The sequence below is a fragment of the Candidatus Yanofskybacteria bacterium genome (genome assembly GCA_016181175.1).
Lineage (GTDB): Bacteria > Patescibacteriota > Minisyncoccia > 2-02-FULL-40-12 > IGHO2-01-FULL-4-A > 2-01-FULL-44-17.
Map to the genome: position 1 here is coordinate 74153 of JACOZV010000002.1, position 25979 is coordinate 100131.

The 25979-nt window shown below is 40.3% G+C and carries 27 protein-coding genes and 3 tRNA genes; 7 read left to right on the forward strand and 23 right to left on the reverse strand.

The window, feature by feature from the left end:
- Positions 1-150: 150 nt before the first annotated feature.
- From HYT61_02280 to HYT61_02290, 3 genes are all read left to right on the forward strand, one after another.
- Positions 151-222: transfer RNA gene (locus HYT61_02280), tRNA-Arg, on the forward strand.
- A gap of 3 nt (positions 223-225) precedes the next feature.
- On the forward strand, positions 226-438 hold the full coding sequence (locus tag HYT61_02285) for a hypothetical protein (protein MBI2063048.1): 213 nt from the start codon (positions 226-228) through the stop codon (positions 436-438).
- A gap of 40 nt (positions 439-478) precedes the next feature.
- Positions 479-549: transfer RNA gene (locus HYT61_02290), tRNA-Pro, on the forward strand.
- A 118-nt stretch (positions 550-667) separates the two neighbouring features.
- Here the strand turns inward: HYT61_02290 and HYT61_02295 are convergent.
- Both HYT61_02295 and HYT61_02300 read right to left on the reverse strand, forming a co-directional pair.
- A tRNA-Gly gene (locus HYT61_02295) sits at positions 668-738 on the reverse strand.
- A 4-nt stretch (positions 739-742) separates the two neighbouring features.
- Positions 743-1495 (reverse strand): helix-turn-helix transcriptional regulator, encoded by a 753-nt coding sequence (locus HYT61_02300; protein MBI2063049.1) that lies wholly within the window; start codon positions 1493-1495, stop codon positions 743-745.
- 163 nt (positions 1496-1658) lie between these two features.
- On the opposite strand from HYT61_02300, the gene HYT61_02305 reads away from it, so the two are divergent.
- On the forward strand, positions 1659-1847 hold the full coding sequence (locus HYT61_02305) for a GIY-YIG nuclease family protein (GenBank protein ID MBI2063050.1): 189 nt from the start codon (positions 1659-1661) through the stop codon (positions 1845-1847).
- 58 nt (positions 1848-1905) lie between these two features.
- On the opposite strand, the gene HYT61_02310 is transcribed toward HYT61_02305, so the two are convergent.
- The 5 genes from HYT61_02310 to HYT61_02330 all read right to left on the reverse strand — a co-directional run bounded on the left by HYT61_02310 (position 1906) and on the right by HYT61_02330 (position 5778).
- Positions 1906-2232 (reverse strand): hypothetical protein, encoded by a 327-nt coding sequence (locus HYT61_02310; protein ID MBI2063051.1) that lies wholly within the window; start codon positions 2230-2232, stop codon positions 1906-1908.
- A 204-nt stretch (positions 2233-2436) separates the two neighbouring features.
- A complete protein-coding gene (locus tag HYT61_02315) occupies positions 2437-3087 on the reverse strand; it encodes a sigma-70 family RNA polymerase sigma factor (protein MBI2063052.1) in 651 nt (216 codons plus the stop codon).
- A gap of 225 nt (positions 3088-3312) precedes the next feature.
- Positions 3313-3594: an HU family DNA-binding protein gene (locus HYT61_02320; protein ID MBI2063053.1), complete on the reverse strand. Its 282-nt coding sequence runs from the start codon at positions 3592-3594 to the stop codon at positions 3313-3315.
- Positions 3595-3666: 72 nt separating this feature from the next.
- Complete coding sequence (rny, locus tag HYT61_02325; protein ID MBI2063054.1) at positions 3667-5199, reverse strand: ribonuclease Y; 1533 nt, start codon at positions 5197-5199, stop codon at positions 3667-3669.
- A 201-nt stretch (positions 5200-5400) separates the two neighbouring features.
- A complete protein-coding gene (locus HYT61_02330) occupies positions 5401-5778 on the reverse strand; it encodes a hypothetical protein (GenBank protein MBI2063055.1) in 378 nt (125 codons plus the stop codon).
- Between the two features lie 114 nt (positions 5779-5892).
- On the opposite strand from HYT61_02330, the gene HYT61_02335 reads away from it, so the two are divergent.
- On the forward strand, positions 5893-7470 hold the full coding sequence (locus HYT61_02335) for a 2,3-bisphosphoglycerate-independent phosphoglycerate mutase (GenBank protein MBI2063056.1): 1578 nt from the start codon (positions 5893-5895) through the stop codon (positions 7468-7470).
- On the opposite strand, the gene mnmA is transcribed toward HYT61_02335, so the two are convergent.
- Complete coding sequence (gene mnmA / locus HYT61_02340; GenBank protein MBI2063057.1) at positions 7463-8539, reverse strand: tRNA 2-thiouridine(34) synthase MnmA; 1077 nt, start codon at positions 8537-8539, stop codon at positions 7463-7465. The two genes, HYT61_02335 and mnmA, sit on opposite strands and share 8 nt — an antisense overlap.
- 537 nt (positions 8540-9076) lie before the next feature.
- On the opposite strand from mnmA, the gene HYT61_02345 reads away from it, so the two are divergent.
- A complete protein-coding gene (locus HYT61_02345; protein ID MBI2063058.1) occupies positions 9077-9274 on the forward strand; it encodes a DUF1059 domain-containing protein in 198 nt (65 codons plus the stop codon).
- A 43-nt stretch (positions 9275-9317) separates the two neighbouring features.
- Here the strand turns inward: HYT61_02345 and HYT61_02350 are convergent, their stop codons facing one another.
- Genes HYT61_02350 through HYT61_02360 form a run of 3 tightly spaced genes read right to left on the reverse strand, consistent with a single transcriptional unit; the run spans position 9318 to position 12376 of the window.
- Complete coding sequence (locus tag HYT61_02350) at positions 9318-10598, reverse strand: hypothetical protein (GenBank protein ID MBI2063059.1); 1281 nt, start codon at positions 10596-10598, stop codon at positions 9318-9320.
- Positions 10595-11908 carry a lytic murein transglycosylase gene (locus HYT61_02355; protein ID MBI2063060.1) on the reverse strand — a complete coding sequence of 438 codons (1314 nt, stop codon included), beginning with the start codon at positions 11906-11908 and terminating at the stop codon, positions 10595-10597. Before HYT61_02355 ends, HYT61_02350 begins: the two co-directional genes overlap by 4 nt.
- Before the next feature lie 42 nt (positions 11909-11950).
- On the reverse strand, positions 11951-12376 hold the full coding sequence (locus HYT61_02360) for a hypothetical protein (GenBank protein ID MBI2063061.1): 426 nt from the start codon (positions 12374-12376) through the stop codon (positions 11951-11953).
- Positions 12377-12424: 48 nt separating this feature from the next.
- On the opposite strand from HYT61_02360, the gene HYT61_02365 reads away from it, so the two are divergent.
- Positions 12425-13804 carry a hypothetical protein gene (locus tag HYT61_02365; GenBank protein MBI2063062.1) on the forward strand — a complete coding sequence of 460 codons (1380 nt, stop codon included), beginning with the start codon at positions 12425-12427 and terminating at the stop codon, positions 13802-13804.
- A gap of 4 nt (positions 13805-13808) precedes the next feature.
- On the opposite strand, the gene HYT61_02370 is transcribed toward HYT61_02365, so the two are convergent.
- The 12 genes from HYT61_02370 to HYT61_02425 all read right to left on the reverse strand — a co-directional run bounded on the left by HYT61_02370 (position 13809) and on the right by HYT61_02425 (position 25873).
- Complete coding sequence (locus tag HYT61_02370) at positions 13809-14591, reverse strand: C39 family peptidase (GenBank protein MBI2063063.1); 783 nt, start codon at positions 14589-14591, stop codon at positions 13809-13811.
- Complete coding sequence (locus tag HYT61_02375; GenBank protein MBI2063064.1) at positions 14588-15547, reverse strand: bifunctional phosphoglucose/phosphomannose isomerase; 960 nt, start codon at positions 15545-15547, stop codon at positions 14588-14590. Before HYT61_02375 ends, HYT61_02370 begins: the two co-directional genes overlap by 4 nt.
- Positions 15548-15625: 78 nt before the next feature.
- A complete protein-coding gene (gene groL / locus HYT61_02380) occupies positions 15626-17251 on the reverse strand; it encodes a chaperonin GroEL (protein ID MBI2063065.1) in 1626 nt (541 codons plus the stop codon).
- 82 nt (positions 17252-17333) lie between these two features.
- The gene (locus HYT61_02385) at positions 17334-17621 is read right to left on the reverse strand and encodes a co-chaperone GroES (protein MBI2063066.1); all 288 of its coding nucleotides are present in this window, start codon (positions 17619-17621) and stop codon (positions 17334-17336) included.
- Positions 17622-17820: 199 nt separating this feature from the next.
- Positions 17821-19533 (reverse strand): hypothetical protein, encoded by a 1713-nt coding sequence (locus HYT61_02390; protein ID MBI2063067.1) that lies wholly within the window; start codon positions 19531-19533, stop codon positions 17821-17823.
- Positions 19534-19612: 79 nt separating this feature from the next.
- A complete protein-coding gene (locus tag HYT61_02395; protein ID MBI2063068.1) occupies positions 19613-20596 on the reverse strand; it encodes a hypothetical protein in 984 nt (327 codons plus the stop codon).
- Positions 20597-20665: 69 nt separating this feature from the next.
- Positions 20666-21181 carry a hypothetical protein gene (locus tag HYT61_02400; GenBank protein ID MBI2063069.1) on the reverse strand — a complete coding sequence of 172 codons (516 nt, stop codon included), beginning with the start codon at positions 21179-21181 and terminating at the stop codon, positions 20666-20668.
- A 141-nt stretch (positions 21182-21322) separates the two neighbouring features.
- Complete coding sequence (locus tag HYT61_02405) at positions 21323-21625, reverse strand: hypothetical protein (GenBank protein ID MBI2063070.1); 303 nt, start codon at positions 21623-21625, stop codon at positions 21323-21325.
- Between the two features lie 60 nt (positions 21626-21685).
- Entirely contained in the window at positions 21686-22756 is a 1071-nt protein-coding gene (locus HYT61_02410; protein MBI2063071.1) for a VWA domain-containing protein, read from the reverse strand.
- 2 nt (positions 22757-22758) lie between these two features.
- Positions 22759-23508 carry a hypothetical protein gene (locus HYT61_02415; protein MBI2063072.1) on the reverse strand — a complete coding sequence of 250 codons (750 nt, stop codon included), beginning with the start codon at positions 23506-23508 and terminating at the stop codon, positions 22759-22761.
- 80 nt (positions 23509-23588) lie between these two features.
- Entirely contained in the window at positions 23589-24800 is a 1212-nt protein-coding gene (locus tag HYT61_02420; GenBank protein MBI2063073.1) for a VWA domain-containing protein, read from the reverse strand.
- On the reverse strand, positions 24767-25873 hold the full coding sequence (locus tag HYT61_02425; protein ID MBI2063074.1) for a hypothetical protein: 1107 nt from the start codon (positions 25871-25873) through the stop codon (positions 24767-24769). The genes HYT61_02420 and HYT61_02425 overlap by 34 nt, the downstream gene beginning before the upstream one ends.
- Positions 25874-25979 lie beyond the last annotated feature (106 nt).

Genomic DNA, 25979 nt, shown 5'->3' on the forward strand with positions numbered 1-25979 from the left:
ATTATATCTGTTTCTGCCTATTGTTGCAAGACTGCTCTGTGGATTAAATCCTCTCTCTACCATTGAGCTACGGCCACCATACGGCAAAATTATAACAAGTTTTTAATTTACTTTCAAGCTGAAATGCGATATAATTAGCACTAATAAACACCGCCCGTAGTTCAACGGACAGAACGAGGGACTTCTAATCCCTAAATCGAGGTTCGATTCCTCGCGGGCGGACATATGAAAATTTGGAAATGGCTTTTATATATTACTAATAACGAGGAAAAATCACGGCACGAAGAGCTTTTTGATGTTGCCTTTTTTAGTCTCAATACCATTGCGGTTGTTTTTGGAATTGTTATGTTTATAATCCACAACGAACCACAGTGGATACCGATTCTTGTTATTGAGTATACTTGGGCATTAGATAGTATGAGACACAATAGGCCATAAATATTTAGAAAAGGGTATTCTACAAATTTATAAATTTATACGGGCCGTGGTGTAACGGTAGCACGAGACGTTTGGGACGTTTTAGCCCGAGTTCGAATCTCGGCGGCCCGACAGTTAAAATCGCGGGTATCGTATAGTGGCAGTACGGCAGTTTTCCATATGTTTTGGTAATTAATTTGCTATATAAAACAAAAGGCCTCCGGGGTATGGAGACCTTTTGTTTTATATGAGCGGGTAACGGGATTTGCACCCGTGTCTACTCCTTGGAAGGGAGTCATACTGCTGCTATACTATACCCGCAATTTTATTGCGATAACACACCATATATCCAACCCTTTATTCTCCTAAATAGTTTTACCCCAAAAGCAATATTTCCATTTGCCTTTATAGTAACATGAGCAGTACCAAAAGGCAGCTTTTTTCTTTTATAGATTTTTTTATTTTCTCTGCGATCTATTTGTACTTTTTGGAAGTTTTTATCAGACAAACCAGTTTCTTTTTTCCAGAATTTGATTGATTCATTAATGTTGTTATCAGGGTATAAATGAAGTCTTATGGCAAAGTTATCATCTGGCAAGCCGATTATTTCTTTAAACCATCTTATGGAGAGCCTTATTACTGCTGGATCAGCATTGATTACTCGAATAATATCATTATTTTTAGTACCCTCTCCTATATAAATGCCAAGTCCTAAAAGCCACAAGTCTCGGTTGCTAAGTTTTCCGATTTCTTTAGCGCCAGCTTCAAGTAATTCCTTAGTTTCTTGTACTTTACGATTGTGGCTTTTTTCGGCTGATTTCATGGGCCCGCGGTATATTCTATCTAAAACTTCTATGTTAGGAGTAAACTTACGATCTCTAAACCAGTCACTTAGAGTACTTTTTGATATTCCTATACTTGCCGAGATCATGTTATAGGAGTATCCCCTATCTCTTAGTTTTGTTGCCTGATTTTTAAGTTTATTAATTCTGGTCATAGCCTCATTATACCAGACTATAGTCACGGGTTCAATAAAATCGGAATTAAAAAGTGTGGCAGTTGTAGAATTTATCTGCATCTAATTTTCCCTTCAATCAAGCAGTTTATTCTCATTGCCCCCTACCCGCTCCCCCAGTCCAACTGGGACCCCCTCACCCACAGTTGGAATGGGGAGTCGAGTTTGACTCGCCTCCCCAACTATATAATTATATTAAGAATAAAAAGTCTGACTTTTTATTCTTATGAATAAGTATTACGTATACACATTGCTCTCACTTAAAGATAGGCGATTTTATGTTGGTTTCACCGCCAACCTAAAAAACCGTCTTCAGCAACACGCTCACCAAGATGCCAAAGCCAGAGAAGTGTTTCTCAAAAGTGGTTTTGGCAGAAACCAAATGAAGCAGGCATTAAAACAAACACTTTTGTAGCCTATTTCCTATACTCGCTCCACAATAAAAAAAAGCTGATTTTTATTAATCAGCCTATCTACTGCTTTGAGTTTTTACGACTCTTCGTCATCTGAAGTAATAACTTTAAATCACTAGTCGGCTCTTTTTTATACATTGAAAGCAACTCATTTCTTGTAATAATTTCTGCTTTATCACGAATAAGGTCATTGATGTGTCGACGAGTATACCAATCAACGCCGTTTTCTCTTATGAACTTTTTGTCACCTGGACAACTATTGAGTGCATAAAAACCTGGCTTTTCGAGAAAACTCTCGTGCCTAACTACAATACCGAGCACTCTTCCGAAAACACAAACAATATCCCCACGCTTTAGTTTTGTTTGTGAAGTAATCAGTGTTGCCACAAAAACTCCCTCATATGCATAGAACTGACTCCCAATTTAACTCATTTGAATTATCTCTGCAAGTAATTAATCCTAACTACTTCTATTGCCAAGCTAGGTATATAAAATAAGTCTGTAGCTGATTCCCAATAGGTTCTCCCTCGGGAATACTCGGGACAGGTAACGTCATCTACTAACCCGCTCCAAGAAAAATAAAACCACTTCTTAAGAAGTGGCTAGAGTCTGCAATTTTTGAAGGGCTTTATGGCGTTGGGATTTTACATTTCCCAATGAACACCCGAGTATGCGGGCGATTTCTTTATATTCAAATCCTTCTAAGTCGCGTAACGCTAGAGTTTCTTTATAACCCGGGGGCAAACCACGCATAAGTTTGTTTACAGATAATTTATTTGGCACGTTTTCTAATGTGCGATCAGGTTCGCCAATTTCACTTTTTCTGAACACACACCGATCGCCATGCGTAATAACTTCACCTCGCAATGTGCTTACTATTCTGCCTTCGTCTGTAACCTGACATTCTTGCAGTTCTTCAATTGAAAAAACGTAATATTTCTTGCGGCGGCAAGACATAAGAAAAACATTAACGGCAATTCTATGAAGCCAAGTATAGAAACCGGCGTTTCTTTTAAAAGTGCTTAGTTTGGAAAAGGCCAATATAAATGTATCCTGAAGAAAATCTTCAGAATCGTGCACGTTACCCTTTGTTAGTCGCATAAAAACCAAAAAAATTCTTTGCTGGTATTTCTCAAAAAGCTCGCCAAATGATGATTTATCTCCTGATAAAACTTTATCTATAATCTGAAAATCAGCCGTGTTATTGTTGTGGCTTTTTATTTCGTAATCGTTTTTTGGCATTTTGCCATCCTCCCCCAATTTGTTAAAAAACACTTCACATAGCTTAGCATAAACATTTTATTTAGTCAATCTTGTGCGGTAAATTAAAAACCGCTATTACGCGGTTTTTAATTTAATAATACCTTAGACCTGTCCCATTAGAGAGTCCGATATCGGAAACAGTGCTCATGTAATTCACCGGTGAGTGATTTGAGCGTACTCTCTAACGGGATCCAAAGTACTATTTTATAAAACTGCTTCTTTGAGCGCTTTAGCTGGAGTAAATTTGGCCTTTTTGGATGCTTTTACTTGAACCTGCTCTCCTGTTCTGGGGTTACGTGCCATACGGGCTGGGCGGTCAACAACCTTAAAAACTCCGAAACCGCTCAAATTTAATTTCTTGTCTCCGCTTTTCATTGCCTTAACGACTTCTTCCAAAACAATGTCCAGATATTCTCCGGCTTGTTTCTTGGAGACATTCCACCTGTCGGCTAAAGTTTGAACAAATTGATTTTTCTTGACTGGCATAAGACACCCCCTTTCTTTGATAGAGATGGTTTTAAAATCATCTCAAACTTTTAACTTTAAATTAAACTATAATTAGCGCGCATATTCAATAGCTCTTGTTTCTCTAATCACATTCACCTTAATTTCTCCAGGATATTTCATTTCCGATTCTATTCTTTTAGCGATATCACGTGCCAATTTCATGGCTGTAAGGTCGTCTACCTTAGTTGGAGTTACAAAAATTCTCAATTCCCGTCCTGCCTGGATCGCATATGATTTTTCAACGCCCTCAAAGGAACTGGCTATTTTCTCTAAATCCTCTAAGCGTTTTAGGTAAATTTCTACCGTATCGCGTCGTGCTCCCGGTCTGGCTCCAGAAATTGCATCAGCCGATTGCACTATTCTTGATTCAAGTGTTGAATACGGGTATTCCTCGTGGTGTGCTTCCATGGCCGCGACCACCTTCTCGTCCGTGCCAAATTTTTGTAAAAGCTTGCGGCCTATCTCAACATGTGTTCCTTGAACCTCGTGATCTACTGCCTTTCCTATATCATGGAATAAAGCGCCTTTTTTTGCAACCATTACGTCCGCGCCAATTTCAGCTGCAAGCATGCCTGATATGTGAGCCATCTCAATTGAATGCAATAATACATTTTGGCCAAAACTTGTCCTAAATGCAAGACGTCCAAGTAGATAAGTCAATCTGGGGTCAACAGTGCCAGCGCCCACTTCAAATAATGCCGCCTCTCCCGCCTGTTTTATTTTTTCATTTATTTCGGCTTTTGCTTTTTCTACCGTTTCCTCAATTCTGGCTGGATGAATACGTCCGTCAGCAATAAGTTTGTCTATTGTCAGTTTGGCAATTTGTCGGCGTACAGGGTCAAAACCAGAAACAACCAGTACTTCTGGAGTGTCATCAATAATTATATCAACTCCGGTTAATCGTTCAATGGTCTTTATATTTCTTCCTTCCTTACCAATTATTTTGCCCTTTACCTCGTCAGACGGCAAGGCCACAACAGTAGTCATAGCGTCGGAAATATGGGATCCAGCGTACCGCTGAATGGCAGAGGTCAAAACCTCCCGTGCCTTCTTATCCACCTCTTCTTTGTTGGATTGTTCAAATTTACGTATTTTTTCAACTAATTCGTTTTTGTACTCATCTTCGAGGTTTCTGAAAAGTATATCTTTTGCTTCATCTTTTTTAAGGCCGGCTATCTTTTGAAGTTCTTGATTTTGGGTTTGTAATTTTGTTTCTAACTCTATTTTTAATTCGCTGACCTCTGCAACTTTGGAGGTAACAATTTGCTTTTCTTTGTCCATATCTTTTGCTTTGGTATCAAGTTCTGCCTCACGTTTAGCCAGCATGTTTTCAATTCTTACCAATTGCTGATGTCGTTCTTCCTCTACCCTTTTGGCTTCTTCCAGAGTTTTTAAAGAATTATTTTTTGCTTCCAAAATTAAATCCTGAGCCTTATTTTTGGCTTCGGTTAGGAGATTTTCAGCACGAGTACGTGCTGAACTTATTTTCTTGTTTGTAAGAAGGAGACTAAGTAAATAACCTACCGCGAGACCAGAAAGTAACGCTAAAACCCCTCCAATAACGGAGTAGATGCCAATATTCATTGTGTTGTAGTAGCATAAACATTACGTATACGTAGTACGTAGCGAGTAATATGTAGAAAACTCCATATTACTTTCCGCTTGCTGCGTGCGTATTGCTTAGAAAGTTAAGTTTAAGATAAATAAGACCTGATTTAATTATAGTCTAAATAAACGCGGCCGTCAAACAAATGTAAAAGCGGGCTACTTGGCCCGCCCGAACTCCTAATCGGCTATTTTATGTTTTATTTTCTTACTTTCGTCTTTTTTAGAACAGGTAAGGCATTCCGTTGCCCAAGGAATTGCTTTTAGGCGTATTGTGGGAATCTTACTTTTGCAAGAGAGGCAGAAGCCATAGTTTCCATTTTTAATGTTCAAAATTGCCTGACTTATTTTAAAAATTTGCTTTGCGCAGCCATTGGCAAGGTGCAGATTGACTTCTTGATCCAAAATTGTGCTGGCAAGATCCGCGGAATCCCTTAGTCCATCTTCTCCGATGGCAACAAGGCCCCTAAGTGCTTGTTTTTGTCGGTCAAGGCATTCTCTTAATTTTAACCCAAGAAGTTCTTCCCGTTTCTTTAGAAAGCTTTCTGTTAAAGCCATATTATTCATCCTCCAAGTAGTAAAAGAACGCCTAATACCCGCCTAAATTGATAATAGTAAATCAAAACATATATGTCAATAAACAATAAATATCCTTTTTGTTATCATGGTGAGATGGCAGAAAATAAAAAACCACTAGTTTTGGCGATTTTGGACGGTTGGGGTTTCAACAAAAAAGAAGTTGGTAACCCGATTGCAATGGCAAACAAACCCACCCTTGATAGACTCGTCAGCCAATTCCCAATGTTGCTTTTGCAGGCATCTGGTTTGGCGGTAGGTATGACCTGGGGTGAATCCGGAAACAGCGAAGTTGGCCATTTGAATATTGGCGCAGGACGAGTTATTGAACAGTATCTTTCGCGCATTAACCGTGCGGTTAAGGACGGTTCTTTTTTTGTCAATGACGCATTAACCGGTGCGTTTGATCATGCCAGAAAAAACAGTGGACAAGTTCATCTTGTGGGACTGTTAACTTCCGGCACGGTGCATGCCGACTTTTCGCACATTGTTGCCTTGCTTGAGTTCGCCCGCCAAAAAACCACCCTGGATGTTTATTTGCATTTATTTTTGGACGGTAAGGATTCCGGTTTACAAGAAGCGCCAGCATTGTTGGAAAAACTAAGTTTAGAAATAACAAGCAAAGGTTGCGGCAAAATAGCAACTCTTATTGGGCGTAATTTTGCAATGGATAGGGACAATAATTGGGGCTCAACAGAGCGTTCTTATCGTTTATTGACTGCCGGCGAAGGCGAAATGAGTGATGACTATATAAAAACGGTAAAGAATTATTATGCATCGGGCAAGAATGATTCCACCATGGAGGCCATAGTCAATGCCAAGTCAGGATTTAAGATCATAAACGAAAACGATGCCGTTATTTTCTTTAATTTCAGGGAAGACAGCATGAGGCAAATTTTGAAACCGTTTGTTGAGGAGGGTTTTTCACTATTCCAAAAAAAGGACTTAAAGAATGTATTTATTTGTACCATGACCAAATATTCGGAAAACCCTATTGCTCATGTGGCGTTTGCGCCGCCAATAGTTATTAACAGTTTAGCAGAGGTGTTGGAGAATAACGGTATGAACCAGTTTCATATAGCCGAAAGTGAAAAATACGCCCACGTAACCTATTTTTTTAACGGTTTAAGAGAACAAGGATTTAGTAAAGAAGTTGATGTTTTTATTGAATCTGATAAAAATAGTCCGCAAGAACCCGCAATGAAAAGCAAAGAAATTGCTGAAAAAGTTATTGGGGAAATCAATAAAAATATTTACGATTTTATTATTTTAAATTTTGCTAATGCCGATATCTTAGCTCATACTGGTGATTTTAAAACTGTAACTAAGGGCATTGAGGCGGTTGATTCGGCGCTTGGTTTGGTTGTAAATAAGATTCTTGAATTGGACGGGGTTATGATCGTTACTTCCGATCATGGCAATGCCGAATCACTGGTTTACCGTAGTAGCGGTGAAGCGGAAACGAGGCACAATGATAGTCCAGTGCCGTTTTATTTGGTGGGTCAGCAATACCAAACCAATAAAACCACGGAAAGAATTGCTCAAGAAACAAGTGAGATAGCGGGCATACTCGGCGATATTGCGCCGACAATTCTGGAGCTAATGGGCATTTCCCAACCCGAAGAAATAACCGGGAAGAGTCTATTGCCGCTACTGGTAGCAAATACTACTTAATTATTCCTCCGCCTAGAGCTTCTTGACCACGATAAAATACGGCTGATTGGCCTGGCGTTACAGCTTTGGCGGGATTTTTGAAACTCACAGTCAATCCTTTACCATCGGCAGTAATTGTTGCCGGAAGTGATTTACTGCGGTACCTGATTTTAACAAATACTTTTGCGGGTAATTTGGGTTTGTCGGTGACCCAACTTAGTTTTGTAACTCGCGTATTTTTAGATAGGAGTTCTTTATCACCTGTTTGTTTGGCCACATAAATAATATTTTTTTTGATGTTTTTACTGACTACAAAATAAGGTCCTTGCCCGTCCTTTATGTCTAGACCGTGACGTTGGCCAATAGTGTAATAAAAAACGCTGTCATGCTGGCCAAGAATTTTACCTGTTTCAGACAATATAATATTTCCCGGTTTAGGCTTTATGTAATTTTTCAAAAACTCTTTCATATCCAACTGGCCCACAAAGCAAACGCCCTGACTATCTTTTTTATTGTGATTGGGCAATCCGAATTTTTTAGCTAATTTTCTGACTTCCGGCTTTGTATAATCTCCAATTGGGAAAAGGCAATATTTTAATCGTTTTTGTGTTAGCGTCCATAAAAAGTAAGACTGGTCTTTGTTTTGGTCTTTGGCAGTACGTAGCACGTAGTCCGCAGTATGTGACTTACTACGTTCTGTCTTTCTGATATAGTGTCCTGTCGCAATATAATCCGCTCCTTCGGCCAATGCTTTTTTGAGGAATAAGCCAAATTTGATTTCCTTATTGCACATTACATCGGGATTGGGGGTTGTGCCTGTGCGGTAAGAGTTAATCATGTAACTAACGACTTCTTTTTCATATTCTTTTGAAAAATCCCAAGTTTTAAACTCGATGCCGATTTTTGAAGCCACCCTCATGGCGTCTCTCCTGTCCTGTTCCCAGTTGCAGTAATTGGAAGCTGGCGGAGCCCATGGTTTAAAAAAGACCCCAGTCACATTATGGCCTTGTTTTTTTAAGAGTGCAGCCGCGACAGAAGAGTCTACGCCTCCCGACATTGCCACATAAACTTTGATTTTAGCTACTTTCATAATTAAATTATTTTACAACTTTTAATTAATTTTGTCACTTTATGCAAAATAAAACGGCTGTTTGCCGCTTTTTGTTACTCTTTCTGGTTGTGGCAGTTTTTTAAATGATCGTCTGTAGAGCCATGCCTTATATCCCTTCCACAAAGTCCGCACCTAGAACAGCAGGCCATCACGTGTTTAATCATATTACTACTCCTATGGCAACCGCACCAGCATTGGTGCGGACATGATCCAGTAGCACAAACTAATGATTCTTCAGACATTCATACCCCTGTTTTTTTAAACATCTTTAACTCCAGTTAAATTATAGTAATTTTTGGAAACAACAACAAGACCTTGCATTTCTTTTGGGTTTATGTTATAATGATTTTGGTCGAATTAAAACAGATTATATATAGTCTATTTGAACAAAATACAAATTATGAATCCCGTTAGAAACAGCCCTAGCGGGTTCATAAAGATAAAGTATATTTTTAACAAGCCAGTACGGTAAAATATAAGCCAAACTTATGTTTTACTGTTACTGTCTCTAACGGGATGAAAACTTTAACATGCAAGGATTTAGATCCTACTTTGGCTTGTGATTATAAAGCCACGGGTATGGATGAAACAGAGGTCATGCAAAACATGATGACTCATGCCAGAGAAGCTCACGCCGACAAAGTCGGCGGCCTGACAGATGAGCAAATGACTGATATGATGACGCCGCACATCAAAGATGAAGCTGCGATGTAATCTCAAATCAAAACCCGCCGATGAGGCGGGTTTTGATTTGAGATTACAAACTATTACCAATATCTGCAAAAAGATTTAAATTTTTGATTGCCTGGAATTTTTTTAAATAATTTAAGGTTTCCAGCCTGAATATTTTCGTGGTTTGCGGAAAATCTAATTGTCTGCTTAACCATGCCAGGCCATATTTATTAACCGATTTAATTACTCTGCCTGGCCCGCCATTGTAAGTAGCGGCTAACATTTCTTCGGTAATGCCAAAGGATTTTATAACATCCTGTCTTGTTGTTTTATCTGCTATTTCTTTCCTGTGGCTGTCAAAAAAAAGTACCATTGCTTTGATTGCGTTAATATGATTCGCCATACCCGAATTATAGTTTTTGATTAATTTTGCTTTTGGATATCTACTTACCATGTTGTCATATGTTGATTTAATAAACTGGGCCAATCCGGATGCTCCGGCCGGAGAGCCGGTATAACGGTAAGCAAGCTCTTGGTTGGCTCCGATTACTGCAAGTACGCGCTCGCTTAATTCCTGCCCGCCGTCTGTAGCACTTGAAAAAGAATCGGGGTCAACATGCTCAACAACGATGATGTTTCTTACTAAGTCTTTACTTATGTTTTTCGTTACTAATGTTCCGGGTAGGAATCGAGACGTAACTTTATCTGTTTCTAATTCTGCGAAAGCTTGGTCAATATTTTTCTCGAGGTATATTTTACCAGTCTCAATAGTTTCAACTATATGAAGCCGTTTGGAATAAGGGGCGTAAACTATATCCGTGTACTGACTTTTTGATTTTTCCGGCAAACTAGCGAGATATTTGCTAGGAAAAAGGTATTTATTGGCTACCACAATTAATTTTGGATGATCCGGTATCTCATAAAAAGTGTTAAAACTGTTCCACCATTTTACGTTGATGTTGATTTTTTTATCGTTATTAATCGGCGCAATGTAGCACGTCACGCAGGGTTCAAGCGTGATAACTCCGGTTTTTTTATAATTTTTAATATCTTGCTCCCTGACCCATACTCTTTGTTCAAAAATATCGCCGCTTTCGGTGTCTAATAGCGCAAACGCTATTTGTTTTCGTACCAGTTCGCTGGTTGGTTTTTTATTTTTGGTTTCAAAAATAAGAGGCGGCGACTTCCTCAATAAATCCATTCCTTCTTGGATTTTTTGTAAAATAGAAAAACGGGGCGCATGACCAGCAGGAAGTATTACGGCCGGTTTGTTTATAACCGTTATTTCTCCGGCATAATCAAAATTTATCCAGCCAAAAAAACCTGAAAGCATTACTGCCGCTACTAAAAAATAAAAATACCTCATAAATTTTGTTCAATAATTGCAGCTTTTCTTTGGACGCTATTAGCATAATTGACACAACCTGATTTTGTGCTTGCACTATTTCCGCAGTAATATCTTTTTGATGCGGCTATTTCACCGGCCCGAGTTTTACTGTCAGCTCCGTCGCGAGCAAGCTTGGCTGCCGCCGCAACAAATGCGTCTTCTATGCTCCAGGGATTCGCAGGATTATGACCGGTCAGTCTGGATACTTCTTCCCTATATCCCATCCAGGTAGACGGAATAAACTGGGCCGGACCCATGGCGCCTCCCCAACTAGAGCCGCATGAAATAGGGGTTTGAAAAGGATCTTTACCTAGTTCCGTGGTAATATTTAGAAATAAAGCAAGGTCTCTTGTTGGATGTATGCCCTTAGTGTAGATTTGGCCATTTGTAATCCTGCGCGTAGAACCGCTTGTCTTGTCGATTATATAACATTTCCCGACATTGCCTCCTAGCACGCTTTCCTGTTCAAGTTCAGCAAGTAAAAAAGCTGGACGGATGCCTGCTCCTATGGCGGCAAGATTACCATATTTGATTGCTTCTTCTACTGAAATGCCATTTTGTATCAAGTATCCAATCTGGTCTTTTATTGCTTGAATATCTTTTTGGGATTTTTTCACTAATTCCTGGTATTTTGACTCCTGACCCTTGGTATCTTTTAAGAGCTTGTTTTTTTGATTTTTTGTTTGATCTAGAGTATTCTTTTCCGCCTGTTCAAGATTTTTTAATTTTTCAAGATCATTTTTTTTACTGAGCAAAGCTTCCTCTTTTTGTTCCAGGTCAGCTTTGAGGTCTTTGGTGCCGACGATTGTTGTCCGTAAATTATTTTGAGTGTCCTGTAGATTTTTTAAATTATCAAAAAAATTGGAGAGCGTCGCGTGCTTGAGAAGCACCTCGGTGAGATTTTCCTGGTCAGCCTGATAAAGTATTCTGATATATTTAGCCAGAGCAATTTTGTGAGTATTAAGTTTGCCTTGAGCAATTTCAATTTGTTCCTGTGTGTTGGCGGTTTCTATGCCGGTCTGCACAATGGCTATTCCAAGGCTTTTGATTTCAAGTTGGACCTTGTTTATTTGGGCGTTAAGACTGCTTATCTCACCGGACAAAGTTCTTGCCTTCTGACTGTTTGCGTCAATCTGTCGCTGGTATTCGTCAATCTGGCGCTGTATTTCTTCAATTTGTCGATTTCGCGCGTCAATTTCTTCCTGTAAGTCGGCGCTGGTATCTGAAAATGGCCAAAAAATGGCCAATAGCAACATGATAACTGACAAAATAATAACCCTTTGGGTCATAGGGTTATTATAACAAATTCAGGATAAGTTTTTAAGTGTAAATTAAGGATTGATCACAATCTGACCGTTAACGGATGGTTTGAGGTGATCGTGCCAAGGACAAGTTTTGGCTTCGTTGAAAGTAAAAGAATACGACTCGCCGTTGTTTATGCCGTGAAGCGCGTCAAAGCCGGGGCAAATTTGGTGTGTCGGGTGCATGCCCGATGCTGGCCAGTGCGGAATACTATTGTCATTGATAAATTTAATCGTGTCACCAACTTTTATATTAATCGTGTTTGGAGTAGCCGTCCCGTTAGTAAAAGTGATAATGACGGTTTGACTTGATGGCATTATACTAACCGTCGGGGTGGTATTTGCGCTGGTCATAGGCATTTCGGTCGTATCCGGCGCGATTGTAGGTTTTTGCTTTAAAATTAAAACAGCCAATACTAGACCAATTCCTATCACAATTATTAGTGCAGTTTTCATTATTATAGATTAGCATGAAACAATACAAAATGCTAATCTGATTATACTGTGATTATAAAAATAAAAAAATATCTTTTTGGATCAATTTTCCGACGCGGCGCAACACTTTTGACGTTCTTAACCTTGGGCAGTTACGTCCTCGGATTGTTGCGGGACATATTGTTTGCAAGAGTTTTTGGCGCTTCGCGCTTACTGGACGTTTATAACGCGGCTTTTATTATTCCCGACCTTCTTCTAAATATATTTGTTGCCGGTGCCTTGACGGCGGCATTTGTTCCCATATTCACCCACCTTTATGCCCACAATGAGGATGCTGAAGCTGAAAAAGTCGCGACCACAATGCTGGTTGCCGCGCCGTTCATTCTCTTGATTTTAGCCATTCCGGTTTTTATTTTTATGCCGCGTTTGGCAGACATCATTACTCCCGGATTCGCTTTTGAGGATAAAGAATTGTTAGTGTTAATGGCACGTCTTTTATTGCTGTCACCTATAATTTTTGCCGTTTCCAATACGTTGGGCAATATTCTCATTTCTTTTGAAAGATTTTGGGGTTATGGGCTAGCGCCAATTTTTTATAACCTGGGTATTATTATCGGCATTCCGCTTGCCAAAATGTTCGGGCCACTAGGTTTAATTGAAGGCGTAATTATAGGAGCATTATTACATCTTGCTGTTCGTTGGACCGACATCGCGAAGAGCCGTTTTCAGTGGAGATTTACGACTCGCCCCGCACCACAATCTTCATGGATTTCAAGATTGTGGTGCGGGGTACAATGGCGCCATCCTGAATTCCGTAAAATTCTCAAGCTTATGATTCCACGCATGGCCGGTCAGCCGATTGAGCAAGTTACTTTTTTCATTTTTACAAATATAGCTTCAACATTGGCCGTAGGTTCAATTGTGGTGTTGAGTTTTGCCCGTAATTTTCAAAGCGTTCCAGTTAGCTTGTTTGGCATAGCATTTTCTACTGCTGTTTTTTCTTCTCTTGCCAAAAAAGCCGCCCTTGGAGATCGGGTCGGCTTTTTATACCATTTACGCGAAACTGCTAAAGTTTTGGGGATCATGACTGGCTTATCCGTTTTATTTTTCTTTTTCTTTGGGGAATGGGTAGTGCGCCTACTTCTTGGCGGCGGTCGTTTCCTTGAATCAGATGTGTTACGCACCGGCCAGCTCCTTGCCATCTTTGCTTTCGCAATCCCAGCCGAGAGCTTCATGCACCTCATCGCCCGCTCATTTTACGCGCTTAAGGATACCTGGACTCCGCTTTTTGTTACCCTGCCGGGCTTGGCCATAATTGCTATCTTGGCTAAATTACTGCTTCCCGTTATGTCACTTAATGCATTGCCGTTTAGCTATTTTATAGTGCTTACTGTTGAGGTGGGGCTATTAACTTTGATACTCTTACAGAAACTGCGCAGATTAAACTGAAATTTTAATTGGGATAAACAACGACAATGGTTTTTCTGCCAGTTTTAACGTATTCTTCCGGGTTTGCAACATCCCAGCCGTCACCTCCGGTAGGAGCATCGTGAATTGCATTAAATAAAACCTCGTCATCGTAAACATAATTCTGCCCTCGTTTTGTTCCTACGTCATTAGTAATAAAATCGCCGTCTTTGGTGACGCCTTTGATTACAAGCATATGATAAACAGGTCCAGGCTGGCGATAATAAGGATTTCCAGCCATTTGCCCGGCAAGTGGCACTATAACAGGCCTGCCGGCCAGAATATGCGATTTAATGGTTTCTATAGATATATCATTCAAGACATCTACCTTTTTATAACCAAAATATTCACGCAACATTATTGATGTTTCTTTTGCGGTGGTATGAAAGTAATAACCGAATCTCTTTTTCTGCCATTCAACCAGTTTGAGTATCTCTTTGTCTGCAATTTCGGGCGTAATCGTTTCATTTTTATAAAATTTGTCCACCAAAATCGCCGAAGTTTCTTCGCACGACTCTTGATAGGGCAAACTCCAGTCGGCATATGGTGCCTGTGGTGAAAACGGCACGGCAAGATTTATGCCAGCAAAATCAATAATGGTTCCTGAAGGTGAGACCAAAGGAGTTTGGGTTATAACAATTCTTGTTTCTTCTGGCAAACTTTGTTTTTTAACAAAATCACTAAAAGTCGGCCAAAATAGATGTTTAAAGGAAATAAACGCAAAAACCGCTAAGATAAAAATTGTGGCAAACAAGATGTATTTTTTCATTTTATTGGGTTTGTTTTTTTAAAATTTTCAATCATAGAAATATCACTGGGGTCTGTGCCGTAGTCTTTGGCAAGAAAGTACGAGGTCCACATGGCGGTCAGTACGCTAGCGAATGATTTGTGCCACAAAGACGGGCCGGTAACACTGGCCGCCAGAATAGTGAATCCCCTATCCTCAAAAATTTTCTTTGTTGCCGTTATTCTTTTTTGAATTTGGGGTGCATCGTCGGGGTCATCAAGAAAAATAAAAGCAAAATCTTGGTTTAATTTGCCGCTGAATCCTACCATTTCGTTATGATTTAGCTCCGGCACAAAATTATAAAATGCCGGAATTTTAGCCGTTTCATTAAAACTGATTTTCCAATACCTTGCCAATCCGGCATTTGTCCCTGAAGAATAAATGAGAGGCATTTTATCTTGTAATTTTTCTGCCAATTTTTTACCTATTGTTTCATAATCTTCAGTAATAAGAGATTCGACCAGTTCGCTCATATCATTCAGTATAGATTCTTCACCCATAGCTTTAAGTGTTGCTCTAATACTATAGCCAATCGCAAAACGCGGATTATTATTAATTGAAGGAAAATTAATGTATGGGACATTGTTTTTTTGCGCTAGTTCCAATAATTTGCCGCCCGTTGCAATCACAATTAAAGGCAATTTTCTCGCCAGAGCTTCTTCAAAACCAGATATCGTTTCTTCCGTGTTGCCTGAATAAGAACTCGCTATAACCAGATAATCTTTTAATTCAGTTTCTTTAATATCTGGTAATCCGTAATCCCTATGAATAATAATATCCAGCTTGGGCTTCCAGCTTTTGATAATTCCCGTCGCCAAATTAGACCCGCCCATCCCGCAGATAATGTATTTATCATGTTTCTGAAAACTGCCGGCGTTTTCAATAAGCGGTTCGTAATCTAGTTGTTGCGGCAAGTTTTTGATTATTTCTTTTAACATAATTTAATTTTATCAAAATTATTGAAAAGTAAAAGGGGCAACCAGTTGTCGGTTGCCCCTTAAGGGAAAATGCAGAAATTAGTATTCCGGTGATATCGGCGGCATTTTTTCTTCTTTGGGTTCAGGCAGGTCGGTTACAATAGCTTCTGTGGTTAATATCAGCGACGCAACCGAGGCCGCATTAGTAAGCGCTGTTCTAACTACTTTAAGCGGATCAATGATGCCCGATTTTATCATATCAACATATTCGCCTTTGTTGGCGTCAAAGCCTAGTCCCGATTGGAGCGACATGACTTTTTGGATTACTTCATTTGAATCTTTGCCGGCGTTTTCAGCAATTGCTCTCAATGGTTTTTCAAGCACCGCTTTGACAATAGCCACGCCCTTGGCTTCATCGCCGAATTCGGCAACTTTTGCCGTTTGCGGCGTAAGTTCTTTGGCTGTTTCAAAAAGCGCGATTCCCCCACCGGCGACAATGCCTTCCTCAAGCGCTGCGCGCGTCGCGGCAATTGCGTCCTCAATTCTGAATTTCTTTTCTTTCAGTTCTGTTTCCGTTACGGCGCCAACGCGTATTACTGCTACGCCACCGGTAAGTTTTGCCAAACGTTCCTGCAATTTTTCTTTATCAAATTCTGAAGTTGTCTTGGTGATTTGGTTCTTGATATTAACAACTCGCTTGTCTATTTCCTGTTTCTTTCCTTTGCCTCCAACAATGACTGTTTTGTCTTTATCGGCTACAACCCTATGAGCTCGCCCTAGCATGGCCAGATCAACTGATTCCAGTTTTATTCCTTTCTCTTCTGCTATTAGTTGGCCGCCTGTAACGATGGCGATGTCTTCAAGCATTTCCTTTTTGCGGTCGCCAAATCCCGGGGCTTTTAACGCTAGGGCGTTAAAATTGCCGCGTAGTTTATTGACTACGAGCGTGGCAAGGGCATCACCATCCACATCTTCAGCAACAATCACTAAATCACGCTTGCCGGCCTTAGAGAGTTTTTCAAGTAGCCCAATAATGTCATGGATAGACGAGATTTTTTTATCTGTTATTAAAATATACGGGTCTTCATAAACCGCTTCCATTCTTTCAGGGCTGGTTATCATATAGGGCGAGATGTAGCCACGGTCAAATTGCATTCCCTCCACTAGTTCGGTTGTCATATCAAATGTTTGTGATTCTTCAACAGTAACTACCCCGTCCTTACCGACTTTCTGAAAAACATCGGCGACTAGCTTGCCCAGTTCCGGGTCATTTGCCGAGATTGTTGCCACTTCCTTTATTTTCTCATACCCTTTTACCTTTACACTTTGGGTTTTAAGCTGTTTTGTAACCCATTCTACAGCCTTATCTATGCCGCGCTTGAGCACCATCGGATTAGCTCCAGAATTGACCGCGCTAAAACCCTCGGCCACGATCGCTTGTGCTAAAACTGTTGCCGTAGTCGTGCCATCACCGGCGATATCACCGGTTTTGGAAGCAACTTCCTTTATAAGTTCGGCGCCGATATTTTCAAATTTATCCTTGAGTTCTATTTCTTTTGCTACAGTTACGCCGTCCTTAGTGATGGTCGGTGTTCCAAAACCTTTGTCCAAAACGACATTGCGGCCTTTTGGGCCAAGAGTCACTTTTACAGCGTTGGCTATTTTATCAACGCCGCGCTTAAGAGCCTCGCGTGCCTGTTCTTTGTATTGTATCTGTTTGGGCATAGTTAATTTTTAATTTCCAATTTTTAATTTTTAAACATTAGAAATTATTTATAAAATTATAAAATTAAAAATTATAAAAAAATTATTCTATAATCGCTAATATGTTTTCTTCTTTTGCTATCAAGTATTCCTTGCTGTCAATTTTAATCTCGTCGGGTCCGTATTTGGTAAATAAAACTTTGTCGCCTTTTTTGACGTTCATTTGAATTTTTTTGCCACTCTCATCCATGCGTCCCGATCCGACTGCAATTATTCGGCCTTTTTCCGGTCGTTCCTTGTCTACGGTTTCAGGTAAAATAATCCCGCCCTTCTTTTTTTCTTCATAAAGCGGTTCTATTAGAACGCGGTCTCCCAATGGTTTAATTTTCATGCAAATTTGTCAAAGCGCGGTGGAGCGTAGCGGAACGAGCATCGGCTAACAAATTAATATCATCTGTTACCATGCTCGGCTTCGCTATGCTTGTCTGCGCGTGGACAGCTATTTAGCACTTAAGGCTCTAAAGTGCCAATACACTATAATTGCAAAAAACAAAAACCCCGTCAAGGGGTCTTATTTATTTGCTGCAGTTTCAAAAAATCCAGAATTTTTTCTTATTTTTTATTTTTTGTTCTGCAACTTTTGGAGTAAATTCTACTTCTCCTTTTATGAGATGTGCATTGTCCGGCAGTTCAATTTTTGCCAATATTTCAATTTCGTATTTTATCGGCTTGCTTGTCCAGACATTCCTCTTTTCGTCAGATTCTACCGGCAGTTCGTCCAGAGATAGATTACTGGCGGTAGCCGGTATTTTGGCGTCTATGTTTGGGGGTTTTGTGACGCTTGAGCCAAATATTAGCTGGATATTTAAGACAGGCGACTCGTTAGGCTTAACTTTTTCGGGGTCGGCATAGTATACATAAAGCGCGTTTCTGTCAGAAATTTTATTTAGCAATTCAACGCTTTCTGGTTTCGGTTTTAAATAAGGCAAGATTTTGGCTGCCAATTCATCGCCACTAGTGATATGTAATTCTTTGTCCAAATATTTCTGATCTAAAACCAGTAAATTCTTAGAAGTCCACTCTTCGTCGCCCACGGCAACTATAGAAAACTCCAGCGCTATCTTGTCATTTGCCCTTTCTGTTTTTACCAGTGTTGCTTTCTGAAGTTCAAGAGTTTTGTATTTTGGTCTTGTTTTTAATGTTATGCGTATATTTTCAACAACAGGATTCAAATCTTCTTCCGTAAGCATTTTGACGACAGAGCCTACGGTAGTTCCTGTTCCGGTGGCACCCGTATAGTAGATTTGTGCTAGGCCGGTAGTATCTATGCGAACTTCGGCGTCAACATCCAACAGCCTGTCTATCAACTGCACATCGCGCATTATTACCGACGCGATGTTTCCATTTGTGCGCGGTGTGTATGCAAAAAAATATTGGCTTACCATTTTTCTTGAAAAATAATTTTCTAAAACCACATCCATTTCAAAAAATTTTGGCATAATACCCAGTTTGGCAGCTTGACCATATGGGCTTTCAAGAAATACCGTTCCTAGCATCGGTCCGATCGGCTCAATAATTTTTGAAGATATGCTTTGTTGCGGAATTGATGCGAGGACCCTGGCTTTCCAGAACGGGAGTGCGGTAACACCCGCTGGATTGGCACGATGCCCCAAGGTAAATAAAAAGTTTTTATTTTGAGGAAAGGCCAGTGTTACTGTTCCGCCACCGCACGATGCACTACTACCCCAGTAATCACAAAAAGCGTACATTTCGCCGGCGTTAATTTCGTTTATGGCCGGCTCTAGAGTTAAAAAGCGCGTGGATGGCGGTTCTTGGATAAGTTTGTTCGGTAGTCTGACAACTTCCGGTCTAAACCCGACCATCAGTTCAATCGGCGTAACCAGAGCATAAGATTTTTTTTGAAACGTTGGCGCCGCGGCTATGGCGCCGATAACCCTGCCCTTAATGTATAAAGGGCTTCCGGACATGCCCTGCAAAACAGCGGCTTCTTTTATAATTTCATTGCCGTCACTGTCCTTAGGACCGCCTGAAAGTAAAACTAAAATATAATAATGGTCGTCCCAAGTGCTGTGTATGTCTACGACGTCAAAATCAAATTTTTCAGCTTCTATACCGCGAAATACGGTTAAACCGTAACCCTTGTCACCCGGTTTGATCTGGTTTAAGGGCAAGATTTCTTGTGCTTGAATAAAAGGTGAAAATGACAAAAATAGAATTAAGATAAAAGCTAAAAATAATAGCAAGAATCTGTAGAAACTTGCTCTCAAAGACATTGTTGGCATTTCATATCCTTGTTTGTGAATGAACCAATATGGTATAAAATTACTCCCAAGATTCAGTCTTGTCCAGCCGGCATGTTTGTTACCGAGTTAGCCCTGAGTCTTTCTCGATTGCAAATTCCGACAGACCCAGAGAATTTAAACGTTCATTGTAGGCAAGGACTGTTCTTGCCTCTATTGAGTGCGGATGAAACTCCAGTTGCAGGTTGTTAAATACTACTCGTCCTCCGGCTTGATGTGTGGCCGGGTTGTTCGCGATACGTTTTGATTGATATTTTTGCGCCGAATATTCAAGCCAATCGCCAAATTTTGTATTTAAAATTATTTCACAGGTTCCGCTTAAATTTGAGGTCAATCTCCGTTTTGTTTCGATGCAGTTTTTTATGTTCCAATAATAAGAATAATCCAATACCCATCCGTTTTCTTTCATAAATTCACTTACTATCTCGGCATTCTTTAAATATATGGGTATCAAGTTGGCGTATGTCTGCGCATTGTAGATGCTTTTAAAAGGTATGTTCAAGGACCGTTCAGTTACGAAATGATTAGTGCAAATTTTGTCAGGGGCTATGCGATCGGTTCCTCGGCGGCGCATTCCCAACAAAAACAGTGTTCCCAAAATTAAAAATCTGTTTAACCAAATCCGGTCGTATTTTGTCACAACCAAAACATCAAGATCGCTAAGCTCGTCGGTATTGTTCATGGCTAGCGAACCGGATGCGAAAATGGCCCGTACGTATGGAATCAGACGCAACCATCGGACGGTACGCCTGGCCATATGCCATTTGCGCGCGGCAATCTTTTCGCGTTTCAGACGTAATGGCAGCAGATATTCGCGATCAAATAAAAAATAGTAGCCGTCCACGCAACTGACGATCTGCTCAATAAACAATTGGTCGAGTTCTTTCTTTATTTCAACATAGCTACAAGGCTTTGAAACTTCTGAACTGTTGAGATGCTTGAAGACTATTAAACGAGCAAAAATCTCCTCTGCCTTCAGAGGAAAATCAAAAATATCGTAATAGGCCAATGTTGCAAGGATATTTTTTTTAAGTTCTGGCACCATCAAAACACTATCAAATAAACGGGTCAGTTTCAAAATTGTAAAAATAAAACCGCGTATCGGGCGGTTGTGCTATTTGGTTTTTTTGATTTTGAAAACCACTTTGGCTTTTTGCGGGTCATATTTTATTTTTTTTGAACGTTTGGTCCAAAAACGGGAAGTGGCCGGTTCAATATTGTATGACTGGTTACCGTCTAAATTAACCGGCTTTGGCGCTTTGCTTTTTAAAAATATAGTCCCCAAAAATGGTTTAAAGCGATTCGGAATTTTTAAAGGAATAAATTTGTAATCTATTTTTTCAACCGTTTCCACTTGAGGTATCCCATTGTTACTAAATACGTCAAACATCTCATAACGGCCTTCCGGAACTAGCCATACCCAGTTCTTGGGTTCCAATACAATATAATATTTGTCCAAATAAATATAATGCGTGTGCTCCGGATAAGGAGTATGCCTGACGACCAATAACCACTTAAACTTTCCGTGCGGTTTTGGCGGATTAACAATTTCCTGTTTTTTTGCAAAACCACTTCCAACGCTAAACAAAACAATCCAAGTCCAAAAAAACAAAAAAGGCATTTTTTTCATTTTTCACCGCGTTTTTTAAAAATAACTTTGTAAGATCATTCTTGCACGATTAGGATTACCACGCAAATTATTGTCGGAAACCTAAATAAAAAGCCCGTTTTTACGGGCCTGTCTAACAACTGTCGTCTGGCACCAGATTTTTCAGCTCTGGCACTTTGGCTTACACTTGCAAAGTTCTTTCTTGCAGTGGTTGGTACACCGTGGATCTTCGCCTGCCGGTGGCTTGCATTCCGAATTTGGCGGGTTGCTGGGATTATTTTGTCCCCAGCATACACAATTGGCTTTTTTGCCGTTTCTTTGAAAATTGTGGCATTCAGCCACACCGTCTGGCTGCGCTTGAGCGACTTCTTTTGATTGAGGCGATTGTCCCTGTAAAATCATTGAACCGACAATCGTGCCGGCAAGAAACAATATCATAACAGACACATTTATTCGTTGTCTCATGCTCCCCTCCCTTTGTTATAAAGAACTGCGTGAATTAAACATAACAAATCTATTTCAAGTTTACAAGATTTTTATTATCAGCAATAGCAATACGACTCCGGGTAAGGCCAAAATTTCCCACCAGACATTCTTACTTTCGCTGAAAGCAACCAGGCGCGGTGTAAAGGTGCGGTTTGTATTAACCGCATTTTTGAGAAAACCTTGAACACCGCTGACTGTGGCGGTGGAATCAATGGCGTAAAGCTCGCCGCCTGTTTTTACCGCTATTTCGTTCAGGCGCTGTGTTTTAAGACCGGTTTGAATGGTTGTTTTTACGGTTTTGTTGTAATCGTTTGGGTCGTAAGCCTCGATAACCGTCTTTTTGCCGTTTTTTGTGCCTACACCAATTGAATAAATTTTTATTTTTCTTTTATTCAACTCTCTAATTCCTGGATTCAGATTTCCCCCGTCGTTATCATCCCCATCGCTGAACAAAAACATGATCCTGTTATTTTTAAACCATGAACCGCCGGTAGAACCGGCGCTCTTTTTAAAAAAACCGTCCTGTTTATCCATGGATTTAGACACGTGTTCAATCGCGTTTGCCATATTGGTATTAAGCTGCGAATCTTCCTGATAAACTGACGGGTGTGAAATTTCCGCCAGTTGCGACCTGAAAACATTAAAATCATCGGAAAGCGGCATCCGCCAGACGGAATGTGTTCCAAAGATAAATAATGTTACCCTATCTCCCTGTTTAAGCGTGCCGCCGTCAACAAATTCGGCAATTGATGCTTTCATAATATACAGCCGTGTTTTTTCCCCAATATCATCTGTTTTTGTAGAAAACGAGTGATCTACGATAAACCCAACATCAATGTTACCGCCTGGAGTTAATTTTACGCCCTTGTTTATCCTTGGGCCTGCCAAGGCGATTACAGATAGGCCGCAAACGGCCAATACCACAATCAGGGACAAATCTTTGCCAAAAAGTTTATATTTTGAATACTTTGACTTTTTGGGTCGATAAATAACCTTGAGAATTAAAGTGGCGATAATTATCGCCACCAGCAGCCTCAAAAGATTAAAAAAAGAAAAATAGATTGGTTCTGAAAAATACAAATTTTCAAGCCAGTATTGAATGTAGCTCATATTCAACCCTCTCTTCTTGTTCCGGGCTTATTGTTCGGGTTGGGCTTATCTCCGCTTTTTCTATCCAAATCCAATGTGCCCTTACCGGGAGCCTCGCCTTCAAGATCACCGGGGTTTTTGCCTTTTTTGCCGCCCTCGCCAAGCATTATCCTAATCTTAATTGGTTTTGGTTCCAGCGCGCGTGCCGCTGCTGACGGGTCAGTAGTCAAGTCGTAATTCCACTTGGGCGGTAATGTTGAGAACGGATCTTTTTTCACGGCCTGTTCGTAATCATCTTTAGTGGAAGCAGACATTTTAATCGCTTGTTCTTGCATTGTTTGGCGTGTTTTTCCGCCCATTCTTAAGGATTGTTCGTAAAGTCCCTGCGCAAGACGCCACTTTGAATTGGATCTCATGTAATAAGACCTATAATCGTCGTTGTTGCTAAGTTCTTGTATAACTCTTTCGTAGTTTCCCGTTAAGTAATCGTAAGCCGATTTGAAATATTGGGCATCTTTGAAAAAACGTTTATTGATCTGGCCGTCCAATCGCAGTGGATGCAATTTTTTATTTAACTCGTAAAAATTTTGAAGATTTTGCAAATTTTCCCTTGCGGCTAATTGATCGCCGCGCGAAACTGCCCCACTGAAAGCATCGGCAGTTCTATAAAATTCTTTGCCGTTAAAAAGAAAAGCCTCCACAAAACAAAAAATAAACAATATTATGGTTGCCAAAACAATCCGGCCGAATGTAAATCTTCTGATTTTTTCCATTTTGACCTGCCTCTTCAATTGGAAAAGAACGTTTATGTCAGATTATAACTAAATTAAAAAGCTGTCTAGTGACAGCTTTTTTACACCACCCTCTGGAATTTCCAGAATATCAATCTGGTCAATATCGCAAGGGCGTAAAATACAAGCGAAACAACCAGCGGCAAACGATAGATATGCTGTTCAACGGTAAGACTTTTTACCGCGATTACTGCGGGGTTGAGCCGGTCGAGACGCTGACGGATCTGGCCAAGAGACGGTCGGTTTGCGGCTATAAAATACTCGCCGCCGTATTGTCTTATCTGCCTTAACAGTTGTTCCGGTAGTTTTACCTGCGGTGCGTCATCGCTTCCGTGGATTTTTCTTTCCGCGTCTTTGTCGGGGTCTATATAAACAAGAAACGGAACAATGCCTCTCTTTGCCAGCTCTTTAAGCTGTGGCTCCGGGTCTCGGCTGGAGGCGCCATCCGTAGCTATTATAATTGATCTTCTTTTGATTGAAGGATTTTTCTTAATTTCCTGGGTAATTTTAGGGTCGCCCTTTTCGTCAAAAAGTTTACTTCCGGCTTCAAGACCCAGAAAAAGATCAGACTCGCCGCCGAATGGTTCTGCCATGAAATCTTTTACGATGAACATCCCTTTGTAGAAATCGATTCTTGGCGTATCCGGATCGGCAATAACCAAAGGACCGTTTTCAACGCTGAAAAGAAGACTGTCGGTATCTGTTGTAAAGTCCGCTATTCTGTAAGGATTGGAGGCGTAAACGATAAAGGCTGCCCTGTCATTTTTGTCCCCGCGTTCGGCAATTAATTTCAAAATGAAGTCGCGCACGATTTCAGCCCTGCTTATCTGCTGATTTTTAAACTTGAAACCCATTGAAACAGAACTATCCTCAAGATAAATTATTTCCCTAGATTGAGTAGATTTTACCTCTCTGCTCAAAAGAACATAAGGATCCGCAATGGCCAGCAGGAGACAACTCGATGCCAGTAGAATAAATGTTGTCGGGCTAAGGTCCAATACTCGGTGCCAAAATCCAGGTTTGTCACGCGACTCAAAACGATATCCAGAATGTTCGTAATAACTTTTTTCCCGCCTTTGACGAAAGTAGGGCCACGATATTTTTAACAAAAGAGCCGCTCCCAGTAATATCGCGGCCCAAACTGTAAAATTCGCCTGCTTGAACTGAACAACAGTCCAGTCGGTATGTAAAAAATCGTAAAAATTAACCCCAATCAATTCACGGAGTTCGTAATAAAAATTCATTTGCCCCTCCGGAATAATTTTGTAAGCCATTCAGCCAATTCCCGCTTTCTTTCGTGTAACTTATACCTGAAAATCCTGACTGGCCTCAATTCATTGGCCCCATATTTCAATAATTTTATTTCTTGTTCTAAAAATTTTACATTAGTTTTTTTATGGGTGAACAACATGTCATCGTAAATTTGAAGGTTTAAGCTCAATAAACGCAGCAACTCATTTACCCTGCTTGAGGGTTCCATTTTAAAAATTTTGGCAATTACTTCTTTGGTCGTGTCGGCTTCTGATAGGTCTGGGATGGATGACAACAATAATCGTCGCAGTTCGTTATACAGATGTCCTATTGCTTCTTCTGTTTTATCAGAACTTGAATCTGTTTTTACATAAACCAGTAACCTGTCAAGGATATTGCAAAATTGTTTTAATGCTTCTTTGGGAACAAGCCGTTCTTCATGTGCGGCGATTTCTACGCCAAGATGCGCAGTTTTGGATATGCCGGTTTTCCTGGCGGCGTAAACAATCGGTTTTCTGAACAATAAGAATAAAACCGTGCTGAACATAAAAGCTAACCCGCCCATTAAACCTTTAAATATATTCTCCTGTCTTTTAAAAGATCCGAAATCAATTTGGTCCATAATGTCATTGGCGTCCTTAATCAGAACGCTGTCGTAGCGCAGTTTAACGCCGGGTGTTTTAAATTCTTTTGTTTCCAAATTTTCCAGTGTTTTGCCGGCCTCTTCCTTTACATAAAAAAATGTTTGTTCCGGAATGATCATCTCGCCTTTTTTTTCACCAATGTGTCTAAGATAATAAATTAAATCCACGTAATTTTCTTTTTTGTATTTGCGCTGATTGCGCAATTCGAGGTTGTAACCCTTTGCCGGATCAAGCTCAAAGGGACTGAAAGACATATTTTCAGGTTTGGCTAGATCGAATAAAGGCCGATAACCGTCCAGCCAACGGACTGTGTAGATTAACTGTATTTCTTGCCAGTTTGTAAAAGCCGTCATTGAAACCCGCGGAGGGTCAATAATGACCGGCATTTCTTCTTGGGCCAATAATGCTCTGGCGAATAACATGAATGATAAAATCATTACTTTTCTGAACATCCTAATCCCCAATTTGTCAAAGTTCTTTGTTGCAACAAGGATAAATAAAATATGTTTAACCGTCAACCCCGTTAGAAGTCTCACTCGTGCCGAAAGCACGAGTCTG